The sequence below is a fragment of the Kitasatospora sp. NPDC001547 genome (assembly GCF_042894165.1).
Lineage (GTDB): Bacteria > Actinomycetota > Actinomycetes > Streptomycetales > Streptomycetaceae > Kitasatospora.
On sequence record NZ_JBIAVL010000005.1, the window covers coordinates 405,393 to 418,182 of the forward strand.

The 12,790-nt window shown below is 74.7% G+C and carries 12 protein-coding genes and 1 tRNA gene; 7 read left to right on the plus strand and 6 right to left on the minus strand.

The features are described 5' to 3' along the window. Positions 1 to 257 precede the first annotated feature (257 nt). From ispD to ACFY0X_RS12740, 6 genes are all read left to right on the plus strand, one after another. Entirely contained in the window at positions 258 to 1,013 is a 756-nt protein-coding gene (gene ispD / locus ACFY0X_RS12715; RefSeq protein ID WP_387753189.1) for a 2-C-methyl-D-erythritol 4-phosphate cytidylyltransferase, read from the plus strand. Then, the gene (ispF, locus tag ACFY0X_RS12720) at positions 1,003 to 1,503 is read left to right on the plus strand and encodes a 2-C-methyl-D-erythritol 2,4-cyclodiphosphate synthase (protein ID WP_387752800.1); all 501 of its coding nucleotides are present in this window, start codon (positions 1,003 to 1,005) and stop codon (positions 1,501 to 1,503) included. The genes ispD and ispF overlap by 11 nt, the downstream gene beginning before the upstream one ends. Before the next feature lie 143 nt (positions 1,504 to 1,646). Next, positions 1,647 to 2,039 (plus strand): PPOX class F420-dependent oxidoreductase, encoded by a 393-nt coding sequence (locus ACFY0X_RS12725; RefSeq protein WP_387752802.1) that lies wholly within the window; start codon positions 1,647 to 1,649, stop codon positions 2,037 to 2,039. Positions 2,040 to 2,136: 97 nt separating this feature from the next. Further along, positions 2,137 to 3,531: a cysteine--tRNA ligase gene (gene cysS / locus ACFY0X_RS12730; protein ID WP_387752804.1), complete on the plus strand. Its 1,395-nt coding sequence runs from the start codon at positions 2,137 to 2,139 to the stop codon at positions 3,529 to 3,531. Positions 3,532 to 3,668: 137 nt separating this feature from the next. Further along, positions 3,669 to 4,661, plus strand: a complete 993-nt coding sequence (gene rlmB / locus ACFY0X_RS12735; RefSeq protein ID WP_387752807.1) for a 23S rRNA (guanosine(2251)-2'-O)-methyltransferase RlmB — start codon at positions 3,669 to 3,671, stop codon at positions 4,659 to 4,661. Between the two features lie 225 nt (positions 4,662 to 4,886). Then, positions 4,887 to 6,563, plus strand: a complete 1,677-nt coding sequence (locus ACFY0X_RS12740) for a DoxX family membrane protein (protein WP_387752810.1) — start codon at positions 4,887 to 4,889, stop codon at positions 6,561 to 6,563. A gap of 139 nt (positions 6,564 to 6,702) precedes the next feature. Here the strand turns inward: ACFY0X_RS12740 and ACFY0X_RS12745 are convergent, their stop codons facing one another. The 3 genes from ACFY0X_RS12745 to ACFY0X_RS12755 all read right to left on the minus strand — a co-directional run bounded on the left by ACFY0X_RS12745 (position 6,703) and on the right by ACFY0X_RS12755 (position 9,358). Next, on the minus strand, positions 6,703 to 7,506 hold the full coding sequence (locus tag ACFY0X_RS12745) for an NDP-sugar synthase (protein ID WP_387752812.1): 804 nt from the start codon (positions 7,504 to 7,506) through the stop codon (positions 6,703 to 6,705). Between the two features lie 141 nt (positions 7,507 to 7,647). Beyond that, positions 7,648 to 8,103, minus strand: a complete 456-nt coding sequence (locus ACFY0X_RS12750) for a hypothetical protein (RefSeq protein WP_387752815.1) — start codon at positions 8,101 to 8,103, stop codon at positions 7,648 to 7,650. 163 nt (positions 8,104 to 8,266) lie between these two features. Beyond that, entirely contained in the window at positions 8,267 to 9,358 is a 1,092-nt protein-coding gene (locus tag ACFY0X_RS12755) for an ABC transporter ATP-binding protein (protein WP_387752818.1), read from the minus strand. A 281-nt stretch (positions 9,359 to 9,639) separates the two neighbouring features. Here ACFY0X_RS12755 and ACFY0X_RS12760 point away from each other — a divergent pair. Next, positions 9,640 to 9,713, plus strand: a tRNA-Thr gene (locus ACFY0X_RS12760). 63 nt (positions 9,714 to 9,776) lie between these two features. Here ACFY0X_RS12760 and ACFY0X_RS12765 read toward each other — a convergent pair. The 3 genes from ACFY0X_RS12765 to ACFY0X_RS12775 are packed head-to-tail and all read right to left on the minus strand — an operon-like array spanning position 9,777 to position 12,663. Then, on the minus strand, positions 9,777 to 10,982 hold the full coding sequence (locus tag ACFY0X_RS12765; protein ID WP_387752821.1) for a sensor histidine kinase: 1,206 nt from the start codon (positions 10,980 to 10,982) through the stop codon (positions 9,777 to 9,779). Continuing rightward, positions 10,979 to 11,797, minus strand: a complete 819-nt coding sequence (locus ACFY0X_RS12770) for a response regulator (protein ID WP_387752823.1) — start codon at positions 11,795 to 11,797, stop codon at positions 10,979 to 10,981. The genes ACFY0X_RS12765 and ACFY0X_RS12770 overlap by 4 nt, the downstream gene beginning before the upstream one ends. Then, on the minus strand, positions 11,794 to 12,663 hold the full coding sequence (locus ACFY0X_RS12775) for a hypothetical protein (protein ID WP_387752826.1): 870 nt from the start codon (positions 12,661 to 12,663) through the stop codon (positions 11,794 to 11,796). Before ACFY0X_RS12775 ends, ACFY0X_RS12770 begins: the two co-directional genes overlap by 4 nt. Positions 12,664 to 12,790 lie beyond the last annotated feature (127 nt).

A 12,790-nucleotide genomic window follows, 5' to 3' on the forward strand; every position in this document is an offset into this window, starting at 1 on the left:
CACAGCGCCCGGTGCCGGCGCGCCACTCCTCGGACGGACCGTCCGGGAGTGGTGCAGTGGCACATCGGGCGCTGAGGCATGTCCGGACCACGCCACCCGCTCCGGCCGACCGAGGCCGACAAGACCGTTTCTGCACCCGCTGTCGTGCGGAGTTCGCGGAGCCGTGCGGCGGGCGGTGGACCGTGGTTCTTCGGAAGGGGCCCGGTGCGCCCGCCGGGCACGCCATGGCCATACCCACTTCGCCGAAGGAGTGAAACCTGAACGCGTCAGGAGCAGTCGCAGCAGCAGTGGTGCCCGCCGCCGGACGCGGTGAGCGGCTGGGGCCCGGAGCCCCGAAGGCCCTGCGGGAACTGGGGGGCGTGCCGCTCCTGGTGCACGCCGTCCGGGCCCTGGCCCGCAGCCGGGCGGTCGGCCTGGTCGTGGTCGCCGCACCCGCCGACGGGGTGGCCGAGGTGGTCGCCCTGCTGGACAGCCACGGGCTGGACGGCAAGGACATCCGGGTGGTGGCCGGCGGGGCGACCCGCCAGGAGTCGGTCCGGCTCGGCCTGGCCGCCATCCCGGACGAGGTCGGGATCGTGCTGGTGCACGACGCGGCCCGTCCGCTGGTCCCGGTCGAGGTGGTGGACGCCGTCGCGGCCGCCGTCCGGGCCGGGGCGCGGGCCGTGGTGCCGGCGGTGCCGCTGGCCGACACGGTGAAGCGGGTCGAGCCGAACCCGGGCGGCCCCGAGCCGGTGCTCGACACGCCCGAGCGCGCCACCCTGCGCGCGGTGCAGACCCCGCAGGGCTTCGACCGCGCCGCCCTGGTCGAGGTGCACGCCAAGGCGCTGGCCGAGGAGGGTGCGGGCACCGCCGACGCGCCGCCGGTCACCGACGACGCGGGCCTGGTCGAGCGCTACGGCGGCCGGGTCGTCGTGGTGCCCGGCCACGAGGAGGCGTTCAAGGTCACCCGTCCACTGGACCTCGTGCTCGCCGAGGCCGTACTCGCCCGCCGGAGGGCCGCCGATGCCTACTGACCCGCAGACCCCCGTGATCCCCCGGATCGGGATCGGCACCGACGTGCACGCCTTCGAGGCCGGCCGCCCGCTCTGGGTGGCCGGGCTGGAGTGGCCGGACGCCGAGGCCGGGCTCTCCGGCCACTCGGACGCCGACGTCGCCGCGCACGCCGCCTGCGACGCGCTGTTCTCGGCCGCCGGGATCGGCGACCTGGGCGCCCACTTCGGCACCGACCGCCCGGAGTGGGCCGGCGCGTCCGGGGTGAAGCTGCTCGCGGAGGCGGCCCGGCTGGTCCGCGAGGCCGGCTTCGAGATCGGCAACGTCGCGGTCCAGGTGATCGGCGTGCGGCCGAAGATCGGCAAGCGCCGGGCCGAGGCGCAGGCCGCGCTGTCCGGGGCGGCCGGCGCCCCGGTGTCCGTCTCCGGCACCACCACCGACGGGCTGGGGCTGACCGGCCGGGCCGAGGGCCTGGCCGCGATCGCCACCGCGCTGGTGTACGAGCGGCGTTGAGCCGTACGCGGTGAGCGGGCCGGAAGATCCCGCGCCTGACGGGTGTTCACCGGGTGTCCCCGGGGCCCGAGTCGCTAGTGTTCGACTCGGGCCCGTGCGGGGCTTCCGCTCGGGCCGCGCGCCGCGACGAGAAGAGGTTTCCGATGGGTGTCGAACTCGCCGACAAGGTCAAGGATCTGCTCGACAGCAAGAGCTTCGCCGTGGTCTCCACGATCCAGCCCGACGGGAGCCCGCAGGCTTCGGTGGTCTGGGTCAAGCGGGACGGCGACGACATCCTGTTCTCCACCGTCCAGGGCCGCCGCAAGCACCTCAACCTGGTCAGGGACCCCAGGGTGTCGCTGGTCATCAACTCGAAGGACAACCCGTACGAGTACTTCGAGGCGCGCGGCGAGGCCACGCTGACCACCGAGGGCGGGCGGGAGCTGATCGACGAGCTGTCCCACAAGTACATGGGCAAGGACTACGGCTGGGACGGCCCGGAGGACGTCCGGGTGGTCGTGCGGATCTCCCCGCGCAAGGTGGTCGGCAACATCTGATCCACCCGCCCGCGCCGCACCGTTTCCCCGGGACCGCGCCCCCGTTGTCCCGGGGAATGTGGCGGGGCACCCCCCGGTGCCCACTACGCTTGACGCTGTGAGCATTCGTCTGTACGACACCAGCACCCGCCAGGTACGCGACTTCGTCCCGCTTGTACCGGGTTGTGTCTCGATCTACCTGTGCGGCGCTACCGTCCAGTCGGCGCCACACATCGGGCACATCCGGTCGTACCTCAACTTCGACCTCATGCAGCGGTGGTTCGCCTACCGCGGCTACCAGGTGACCTTCGCCCGCAACGTCACCGACATCGACGACAAGATCATCGCCAAGGAGCGCGAGCTCGGCACGCCGTGGTGGCAGATCGCCTACGAGAACGAGCGCGCCTTCAACGACGGCTACGACGCCCTCGGCTGCCTGCGGCCGACCGTCGAACCGCGGGCCACCGGGCACATCCCCGAGATGATCGAGATGATGCGGGGGCTCATCGCCGAGGGCCACGCCTACGCGGCCGACGGCAACGTCTACTTCGACGTGCGCTCGTACCCCGACTACCTGGCGCTCTCCAACCAGAAGCTGGACGACCTGCGCCAGCCGGAGGGCGAGGGCGAGACCGGCAAGCGGGACCAGCGCGACTTCGCGATGTGGAAGGCCGCCAAGCCGGGCGAGCCGAGCTGGGAGACCCCGTGGGGCCGCGGCCGTCCGGGCTGGCACCTGGAGTGCTCGGCGATGGCCCACAAGTACCTGGGCACGGCCTTCGACATCCACGGCGGCGGGCTGGACCTGATCTTCCCGCACCACGAGAACGAGATCGCCCAGTCCAAGGCCTACGGCGACGACTTCGCCAACTTCTGGGTGCACAACGCCTGGGTCACCATGGCCGGCGAGAAGATGAGCAAGTCGCTGGGCAACTCGGTGCTGGTCTCCGAGATGGTCCGGGCGTGGCGGCCGATCGTGCTCCGCTACTACCTGGCCGCCCCGCACTACCGCTCGATGATCGAGTACAGCGAGGAGTCGCTGCGCGAGGCCGAGGCCGGCTTCGGCCGGATCGAGGGCTTCGTCCAGCGCGCCGTCGAGCGCTGCGGCTCGGTCGACGCGGCGCCCGAGGTGCCGCCGGCCTTCGCCGAGGCGATGGACGACGACTTCGGTGTGCCGCAGGCGCTGGCCGTCGTGCACACCGCCGTCCGCCAGGGCAACAGCGCCCTGAACGCGGACGACAAGGAGAGCGTGGTGGCGCGACTGGCCGAGGTCCGTGCGATGCTCGGTGTACTGGGACTCGACCCGCTCGACCCGCACTGGGCCGGGACGGAGCGCGGCGAGGACCTCCACGGCGTGGTCGACTCGCTGGTCCGCCTGGTCCTGGACCAGCGGCAGGCGGCGCGCGAGCGCAAGGACTTCGCCACCGCGGATGCCATCCGCGACCAGCTCGGCCTGGCCGGGCTGGCGATCGAGGACACCCCGTCCGGCCCGCGCTGGACGATCAACAGCCAGTAACCCCATCCGACGATCGGGGTGATGGGTGGGCCGTACCGGACCGGTGCGGCCCTCCCGCATGACGTAGCGCATGCCGTCGGCCGCCACCGGGCAGACCGGGACGGCCGGGGCATGCCGGACAGACAGGAAGTACAGCCATGGCCGGCAACAGCCAGCGCAGGAACCGCCGCAACCCCGGATCGAAGAAGGGCGCGTCTGTCGGTACCGGCGGGCACAGCCGGAAGGCCCTCCAGGGCAAGGGCCCGACCCCGCCCGGCGCCGAGCGCAAGGGCCACCCCAAGCAGCGCGCCGCCAACGCCGCGCTCAAGCGCGAGCGGGACGCCAAGGCCCGCGCCGGCATGCGCCGGGCCGGCGGCGGCGGTCGTGGCGGCCGCGGCGGCGCGGGCAGCGCCGAGCTGGTCTTCGGCCGCAACTCGGTGGTCGAGGCCCTGCAGGGCGACGTGCCGGCCAACGCGCTGTACGTCCAGCAGTTCATCGACACCGACGACCGCGTCCGCGACGCCTTCCAGGCCGCCAACGACCGCGGCATCCCGCTGATGGAGGCCCCCCGGGCCCAGCTGGACCAGATGACCGGCGGGATGAACCACCAGGGCCTGGTGCTCCAGGTGCCGCCGTACGAGTACGCGCACCCCGAGGACCTCCTGGAGGAGGCCTCCGACGCCGGCCAGGACGCGCTGATCATCGCGCTGGACGGCGTGACCGACTCGCGCAACCTGGGTGCCGTGGTCCGCTCCGCCGCCGCCTTCGGCGCGCACGGCGTGGTCATCCCCGAGCGCCGCGCGGCCGGCATGACCGCCGGTGCCTGGAAGACCTCCTCCGGCGCCGCGGCCCGGCTGCCCGTCGCCCGGGCCACCAACCTGACCCGCACCCTGGAGGCCTACCAGAAGGCCGGCCTGATGGTGGTCGGCCTGGCCGCCGACGGCGAGGCCGAGATCGGCGACCTGGAGCTGCTGACCGGCCCGGTGGTGATCGTCGCGGGCAGCGAGGGCAAGGGCCTGTCCCGGCTGGTCTCGGAGACCTGCGACATGCGGGTCCGGATCCCGATGTCCGGCCTGACCGAGTCGCTGAACGCCGGTGTCGCGGCGGGCATCGTGCTGTACGAGGCCGCTCGGCTGCGCGCCAAGCGCTGAGGTTCTCAGGGGCACGGCCGAACTCTGCCGGGTGCCCTGAGACCGGCCGGGCGCCGAGCACGGCCGGGACGCGGAGCGCAGGCGATCTCCTGAATTCCCCGCAATCCGAGTGAAAGGCGATCGGGCCCGACCGGGCCCGATCGCTTTTTTCATGATCACTTCAATGGTGCGCCGGACATCCACCCGGGAGAGTGTCCAAAGCGGCGGTCACCCGGTTAGACGGGCGTGGACACCAGAACACCTCGGCGCCCCCTGTTCGGCGACGGCAGCACCGGGATAGACGCGGGCCCCGGCCTCAACACCGTCAAGGTGGAGTCGGACCCTTCGCGGCTCAGCAGCACCCAGGCGAGCTTCCGGCTCCGGCTCGGCGCCCCGGTGGCGCCGCTGATCGAGGCCCCGGCCGGACTGCTGTCCACCGGCGCCGCGTTCGGCGACCCGTACGCCAACCAGGGCCTGATCCGTCGTCCGCTGGTCACCCCGCAGGTCGTCGTGCCGGCCTCCACCGTCCCGGTGCTGGCCGGGGTCGGGGCCGGGGCCGGCGCCGGCGGCGCACCGCGCCGCAAGGGCCGGGTCACCGCCGTCACCTGGACCGGCCAGGCACCTCCCGGGGACCTCGCGGCCACCCAGCTGCTGGAGGCGGTGCGCCAGGGCGGCACCTCGGCCGGCGGCGTCCGCCTGGTCGACGCGGACACCCAGCTGCTCCCGTCCCTCGCGGGTGCCCGGGCCCTGCCGCGCCAGCCCCGCGAGGGCACCGGCACCGCCACCGACGCGGGCGTCGGCCCGGTCGGCGAGCCGCACGGCTGGACCCCGAGCGGCGAGCTGCCCGAGGTCTCCGCCGTCGATGCCGAGGGCAAGCAGCCCTGGTACCCGGGCCGCCGGGTCGACCTCGGCCTGGTGCTGCTGCCGCTGCGCGCCGTCCTCGGCTCGCTCTCGGTCTACGCCGGGTTCAGCAAGCTCTGCGACCCGGTGTACTTCGACGGCGGCGAGCGCGGCTCGATGATGCGCTGGCTCTCCTCGCTGCACCCCTGGAAGGTCGCCGAACCGCTGCTGGCCTTCGCCATGGCGCACCCGGTGGGCGCCGGCCTGGTGGTGTCGTTCACCCAGATCGTGGTCGGCGTGCTGACCGTCCTCGGCCTCTGGCAGCGGTTCGCCGCCGGCGCGGCGATGGCGCTCTCCGCCGCGCTGCTGTTCACCGTCAGCTGGCGGGCCGTCCCGGTCTACGACACCCCGGACCTGATCTTCCTCGCGGCGTGGAGCCCGCTGCTGATCGCCGGGGCGCCGTTCGCCTCGCTGGACGGGCGGCTCAGCCTGGAGGCCTGGCGCCGGTTCGGCGCGGACGCGCCCGGGGCGCTGCGCCGCCGGGTGCTGCGCCGCGGCACCGTCGTCACCACCGTCGTGGTCGGCCTGACCCTGCTGCTCGGCTCGATGCTCGGCGCCGCCGTCCGCACCGGTGCCCGGGCGCACCAGGCGCCGGACCGCCCCGCCACCGACTACGGCACCCCGGTCTGGCCGTCCGGCAGCCCGTCGGGCGCCCCCGGCGGCAAGGGCACGTCCACCACGCCCCCGCCCGCCACCCCGCGCCCGGCCACCCCGACGCCGAGCGCGCCCGCCCCGTCCACCACGCCGTCCGCCAAGCCGGCCACCCCGACGCCGAGCGGCAAGGGGCACTCGGCCAAGGCGGAGGCCGGGTCGGGCGCCTCCCCGGCCGCGTCCGCGCCGTCCGGCGGCTCGGGCGGCACCGCTCCCGCGTCGCGCAGCACCCCGGCCGCCGGCGGCGCGGGATCGGCGCCCAAGTCCAGTCCCACCTCCGGCGGACTGCTCGGCGGGGTGCTGGGCAGCGCGCCGCTGACCGACCTGTCCGGCGGTCGGGCCACCCACCCGGGGGCGCCGACCGCGACCTGAGGCCCCCCGGGACGACGATCGGCCGGGTGCTCCGTGGGGGAGCACCCGGCCGACGTGCGTCCGCGTGCGGTGGGCCGGTCGCCGGTCGCCGGTCGCCGGTGGGCCGGGGCGCCGGTCGCGCCCTTCGCCGGTGGGCCGGTTACCGGGGCGCCCGGCCCGCGCCGGAGGCGAGCTCCTTGGCGGCCTCGGTGAGGTCCTTGGCGGTGTCGATGGCCCGCCAGTACACGCCCTGCGGCAGCTGGTAGCCCGCCAGCCGCTTGCCGCGGGCGAGTTGGGGGAAGGTGGTGCGCTCGTGGTCGCCCACGTCCGGCAGCAGCCCGGCGAACTCCGGGCTGAACACGTACAGGCCGGCGTTGATCAGGAAGGGCGAGGGCGGGGCCTCGATGAAGTCCAGCACGTTGCCGAACTGGTCGGTCTCCACCGCGCCCCAGGGGATCCGCGGCCGGGCCAGCGCGAGCGTCGCGACGGCGTCCCGCTCGTGGTGGAAGGCGGCCATCTCGCGCAGGCTGAAGCGGGTCCAGATGTCGCCGTTGGTGGCGTACCAGGGCTCGTCCGGGCGGGGCAGCGCCTTGGCCGCGTACTTGAGCCCGCCACCGCGTCCGAGCGGCTCCGCCTCGACCACCGTGCGCACCCGCAGCGGCAGGTCCGCCTTGTCCAGCCACTCCTCCAGCACGCCGGCGAGGTGGCCGCAGGAGACCACGGCGTCGGTGACGCCCTCCTCGGCCAGCCAGGCCAGCTGGTGGCCGAGGATCGGCGTGCCCGTCCCGGGGATCTCGACCAGCGGCTTCGGGCGGTCGTCCGTGTAGGGGCGCAGCCGGGAGCCCTGACCGCCGGCCAGGATGACGGCCTGGGTGACGGGCGTCGTGGTCGGCCGCGGCGGGCGGGGCCGGGGGTGCGGGGCGGCGGACGGGAGGTCGGCGGCGGGGCCGGAGTCAGCGGTCATGCCTGAACAATAAGGCGGCGGACGAAGGCGTCCGCCGCCTCGGGGGCTTCCGTTGCCGCGGCCCGCTCAGGGGCCGTGGCACTCCCGACTCCCCGGTCGTCTCCGGCCTTCCCCGGCCCGGCTCGGGGCCTCTCCGGCTCCTCAGCCGACGACGCCGGCCGCGAACGACCCGTCGCAGACCGGGCGGGCGAAGGAGCGGGCCCGCTGGACGTCGCCCTGGTACTTGCGCACCGCCGCCTTGCCCAGCTCACCGGCCAGCGAGGTGCAGTACGGCGTCAGCGACGGCTGCTCGCGCATCGAGCGCTCCAGCAGGTCCAGCGCGGCGGAGGGGTTCTTCGCGCGCAGCTCGTCCAGCAGCGCCACCCGCAGCGACTCCTGCGGGGCGAGCCCGTCCGAGCCCTTGGCCGCGGCGCCGGCCGCGTTGTTGGAACGCCCGATCCCGGCGCCGTCGCCGCTGGAGGCCGCCACGACCTGCTGGTCGAGCCCGGTCGGCGGGGCCCACGGGACCCGGGTCACGGCGAGGGTGCCGGTGGTCACCAGGACGACCGGCAGGGTCAGGGCGACGGTCTGGCCGATACGGCGCACTAGCTGCTTCACCCTCAGGAGAGTAGCGGTGCGTGCGGGCCAGATCGCCCTCCGTTACACCATCGAGTGACACGGTGTCCGGTTTTGTCCCCTTGCCGGGTTGACGGGGGGTGTACGGACGGAGCCCGCCGGACCGCGGGGGTCCGACGGGCTCCGGTGTCGCGCGGAGGCTGCGTCAGTTGCTCAGGCGCAGGCCGGAGCTGGTGGAGAAGACGTGGGTCTCGTTGGCGATCGGCACGACGTGGATGGTCTCGCCGCGGGCCGGGATCTGGCGGCCGGGCACGCGGACGACCAGGTCGTGGTCCTGGCCGCCGATCTGGGTGGTGCCGTAGACGAAGCCGTCCGAGCCGAGCTCCTCGACCACGTTGACGGTCACCGCGACGCCCTCGATGCCGCCCGACGGGACGATCTCGAAGTGCTCGGGGCGCACGCCGACGGTCACCGTCTTGTCGGTGCCGGCGCCGGCCAGGTCCTCGCGGGAGATGTTGACGACCGAGCCGCCGAACTTCACGCCGCCGTCCACCAGCGGCACCTCGACCAGGTTCATGGCCGGCGAGCCGATGAAGCCGGCCACGAAGAGGTTGGCGGGCTTGTCGTACATGGTGCGCGGGGTGTCGACCTGCTGGAGCAGACCGTCCTTGAGCACCGCGACCCGGTCGCCCATGGTGAGCGCCTCGGTCTGGTCGTGGGTGACGTACACCGTGGTGATGCCCAGGCGGCGCTGGAGGCCGGCGATCTGGGTGCGGGTCGAGACGCGGAGCTTGGCGTCCAGGTTCGACAGCGGCTCGTCCATCAGGAAGACCTGCGGCTGGCGGACGATCGCGCGGCCCATCGCGACGCGCTGGCGCTGACCGCCGGAGAGCGCCTTCGGCTTGCGGTCCAGCAGCGCGGTGAGGTCGAGGATCTTCGCGGCCTCCTCGACCTTGGTGCGGATCTCCGCCTTGTTCACGCCGGCGATCTTGAGTGCGAAGCCCATGTTGTCGGCGACGGTCATGTGCGGGTAGAGCGCGTAGTTCTGGAACACCATGGCGATGTCCCGGTCCTTCGGCGGCAGGTGGGTGACGTCGCGGTCGCCGATCCGGATCGCCCCGGTGTTGACGTCCTCCAGGCCGGCCAGCATGCGCAGGCTGGTCGACTTGCCGCAGCCCGAGGGGCCGACCAGCACGAGGAACTCGCCGTCCGCGATCTCCAGGTCCAGCGCGTCCACCGAGGGCTTGTCCGCCCCGGGGTAGACGCGGGTCGCCTTGTCGTACGTGACAGAAGCCATGGTCGTTGCTCTCCTTCACCGGCAGGAACGTGCCGGACGATCCGAGTAAAGGGGTCCGAGGTACTCCGCCGGCCACCAGTGGTCTGGACCACTGAACGAACCGGCTCCCGGCGACGCTACCTGCGCTCCCGCCGCTTGTCAGCCCCCACCCCACCCGATTTCGGCATCGGTTCCATCACGCCCACCCGTCCCGCCAACCCCCGGATATCCCCCCACCTCGCCACCCGGGCCCGGTAGACTGCCCCCCGGTGCCGCCGTGATCCGTCGCGGACGGCCACCGTGCCTCCTTAGCTCAGCTGGCCAGAGCACCGCTCTTGTAAAGCGGGGGTCGTCGGTTCGAACCCGACAGGGGGCTCCGCGCAGCAGTGGGAAGGGCCGGTCCGACGGGTGTCGGGCCGGCCCTTCGGCGTTGCCGGGGTCAGTCCGGGGGGAGGGTGAGGGTGGCGAGGGCGCCGCCCTCGGGGTGGTTGGCGAAGGTCAGGGTGGCGCCGATGACGCGGGCGTGGCCGGTGGCGATGGTGAGGCCGAGGCCGTGGCCGCGGCCGCGTTCGGGGGCGTTGGTGCGGAAGCGCTGGGGGCCGTGCCGCAGGAGGTCCTCGGGGTAGCCGGGGCCGTGGTCGCGGACGGTGATCCGCGGGCCGTCGACGTGCAGGTGGACCGGGCCGGCGCCGTGGCGGTGGGCGTTGAGGAGGAGGTTGCCGAGGATGCGGTCCAGCCGGCGCAGGTCGGTGCGGACCCGCCGGTCGGCGGTGACGTCGACGGTGACGTCCAGGCCGGTGAGGGTGACGGTGCGGCGGGCCGCGCGTTCCAGGGGGACGGCGGAGAGGTCGGGGGACTCGGCGTCCGCGTCCAGGCGGGACACCTCCAGCAGGTCCTCGACCAGGCCGCGCAGCGCCTGGACCCGGTTCTGCACGAGCTGGGTGGGGCGGCCCGGCGGCAGCAGTTCGGCGGCGGTGACCAGCCCGGTGAGCGGGGTGCGCAGCTCGTGGGCGACGTCCGCGGTGAAGCGCTGCTCGTCCTCCAGCCGCCGGTGCAGGGTGCGGGACATCAGGTCGACGGCGGCGGCGAGGTCGGCCACCTCGTCCTTGCCGTCGACGAGTTCGCCGATCCGGGTGTCCGTCCCGCCGGCCGCGATGCCCCGGGCGGCGGTGGCCGCGGTGCGCAGCCGGCGGCTGATCCGGTCGGCGACGAGCACGCCGGCCAGCACGGTGGTGAAGACCGCGGCGACGACGGTGAGCAGGATGATCCGGTCCAGGTCCGCGATGGCCCGCCGGTCCTGGGCGAAGTCCACCCGGACGGACAGCACCCCGTTCTGCACCGGGCCGGCCGCCCACATCGACTCTCCGCTGCCGTCGGCGGCGAGCAGCGAGCCGTGCCGGCCGCTCGCGGCGAGGGCGCGCAGCCGCTCGGGCAGGGCCGGGTCGTTCACGGCGGCGCCCCGGCCGGCCGGGGCGCCGCCGCGGCCGTAGTCGTCCAGGGCGGAGTCGAGGACGGCGAGTGCGGAGGCACGGGCCTGGTCGACGTGCTGACGGATCATCGCCTGGTGGACCAGCAGGCCGACGGCCACCGCGACCAGGACGGCGATGGCGGCGACGGCGGTGGCGATCTGGCGGCGCAGGGTCATGCCGGGCGCCGCAGCTTGTAGCCGAACCCGCGGACGGTCTCGATCCGGCCGGAGCCGATCTTGGCGCGCAGCCGCTGCACGTGGACGTCCACGACCCGGGTGTCGGCGCCCCACTCGTAGTCCCAGACGCGTTCGAGCAGGGTGGAGCGCTCCAGCACGATCCCGGGCGCGGCGGTGAACTCCAGCAGCAGCCGCAGTTCGGTGGGGGTGAGCGGGACGAGGCGGCCGTCGACCCGGACCTCCATGCTGTCGGTGTCCACCTGGAGGCCGTCGAAGCTGCGCACGGCGGGGGAGGGGGCGGGAGAGGGGGCGGGGGCCTCCGGCGGCTGCGGAGTCCCGGGGACGACCGGCGGTGGCGGCGGTGGCGGCGGTGGCGGGGTGTCGGCCGCCGGGCCGACCCGGACGCGGCGCAGCACGGTACGGATCCGGGCGACCAGGACGGCGCTCTCGAAGGGCTTGACCACGTAGTCGTCGGCGCCGGCCTCCAGCCCGGAGACCACGTCCACCGGATCGGTGCGGGCGGACATCATCAGGATCGGCAACTGGCTCTCCTCGCGGATCCGGCGGCAGAGGCCGACCCCGTCGAGCAGCGGCAGCATGACGTCGAGCAGGAGGAGGTCGGGCCGGACGGCGTGGAAGGCCTCCAGACCCTCCAGGCCGTCGGCCGCCGTGGTGACCGGGAAGCCGTAGCGTTCCAGGGCCATCCGGGTGGCCTCGCGGATCACCTCGTCGTCCTCGACCAGGAGGATGTGCGGGTGGGCGGGGGTGCCGGCGGCGCCGGCGCGGGTGGGGTCGGTGCCTGCGGGGGTGGTCATCGCTTCGCTTCCGGGAGCACGGCGGGGGCGGAGGGCGCGGTGGACGGCCGGGCGCCGCGCGGGGACGGGACGGCGGCCCCGGGGGCCGCGGGCTGCGGCGCGAGGGGGGTGCGGCGCACCGGTCCCGGGCTGGCTTCGGGCGTGGCGGTGGCCGCCCGGCCGGTGTCCGGGCCGGTGGCCGGGCCCGTGGGCGGGCCGGTGGGCGGCAGCACGCCGACGCCCTCGTCCCGGCGTTCCTTCAGGGCGAGCCTGGCCCCGTCCCACTGGTAGTGGCTGCTGGTCTGGACGTAGGCGCTGGTCGGCTCGTACAGCCAGAGGTCGGGGCCGATGGTCGCGGCGCTGAACGCCGGCTGGACCGGCACCTGGAGGACGGGCAGCAGGCGGTCCCCGACGAGGGTGTAGACGTGCAGCACGACCCGCCCGGGGGTGACGACGACGGAGATCAGCTCGGGCTGCCCGTCCCCGGTGACGTCGCGGAACTCGGGGGCGCGGACCTCGCAGTCGGCGCAGGTGCCGAGGGCCTGCCGCTCCTCCGGGCCCACCATCGGGTCCTTGGCGAGGACGGTGCGGACGTCGACCGCGGTGATGTCGCGCCCGGGGACGGTCAGGTCCGGTACGGGCTGCGGCGGCTCCTGGGTGGCACCGGCCGCGGGCGTGGCCGGCGGCGGGGAGGTGGGCAGCTGCGGCCAGAGCGGCCGGGGCACCGGCGGCGGGGTGACGGCCTCGGCCGGGCCCTGGTCGCGCAGCTCGCCGGGGGTGGCGGGGCCGAAGGCCAGGGCGGCGAGGGCGAGGACGACGACCAGGCCGGCCAGGGTGGCCACCGGGGCGGCGCCGGGTCGGCGGCGGGATGGTGGGGTTGCTGCCACGGTCGGTGTCGTCCTCCTGATCTGCGGCGACGTTTCGGCCGTCGCTCCCGTCACCGCCCCGGTGGTAGGTCGCGCGAACGGCGGCCGGCGGTTCCGCGGCGGGGCCCGTGCCGTCGTCGGGCCGGTT

What these genes read in the sequence shown, in the direction of transcription:
- rlmB (WP_387752807.1), top strand. Translation starts at nt 3,669, where the DNA reads ATGGCCGGCAACAGCCAGCGCAGGAACCGCCGCAACCCCGGATCGAAG.
- ACFY0X_RS12725 (WP_387752802.1), top strand. Translation starts at nt 1,647, where the DNA reads ATGGGTGTCGAACTCGCCGACAAGGTCAAGGATCTGCTCGACAGCAAG.
- ispF (WP_387752800.1), top strand. Translation starts at nt 1,003, where the DNA reads ATGCCTACTGACCCGCAGACCCCCGTGATCCCCCGGATCGGGATCGGC.
- ACFY0X_RS12770 (WP_387752823.1), bottom strand. Translation starts at nt 11,797, where the DNA reads ATGACCACCCCCGCAGGCACCGACCCCACCCGCGCCGGCGCCGCCGGC.
- ACFY0X_RS12745 (WP_387752812.1), bottom strand. Translation starts at nt 7,506, where the DNA reads ATGACCGCTGACTCCGGCCCCGCCGCCGACCTCCCGTCCGCCGCCCCG.
- ACFY0X_RS12765 (WP_387752821.1), bottom strand. Translation starts at nt 10,982, where the DNA reads ATGACCCTGCGCCGCCAGATCGCCACCGCCGTCGCCGCCATCGCCGTC.
- ACFY0X_RS12755 (WP_387752818.1), bottom strand. Translation starts at nt 9,358, where the DNA reads ATGGCTTCTGTCACGTACGACAAGGCGACCCGCGTCTACCCCGGGGCG.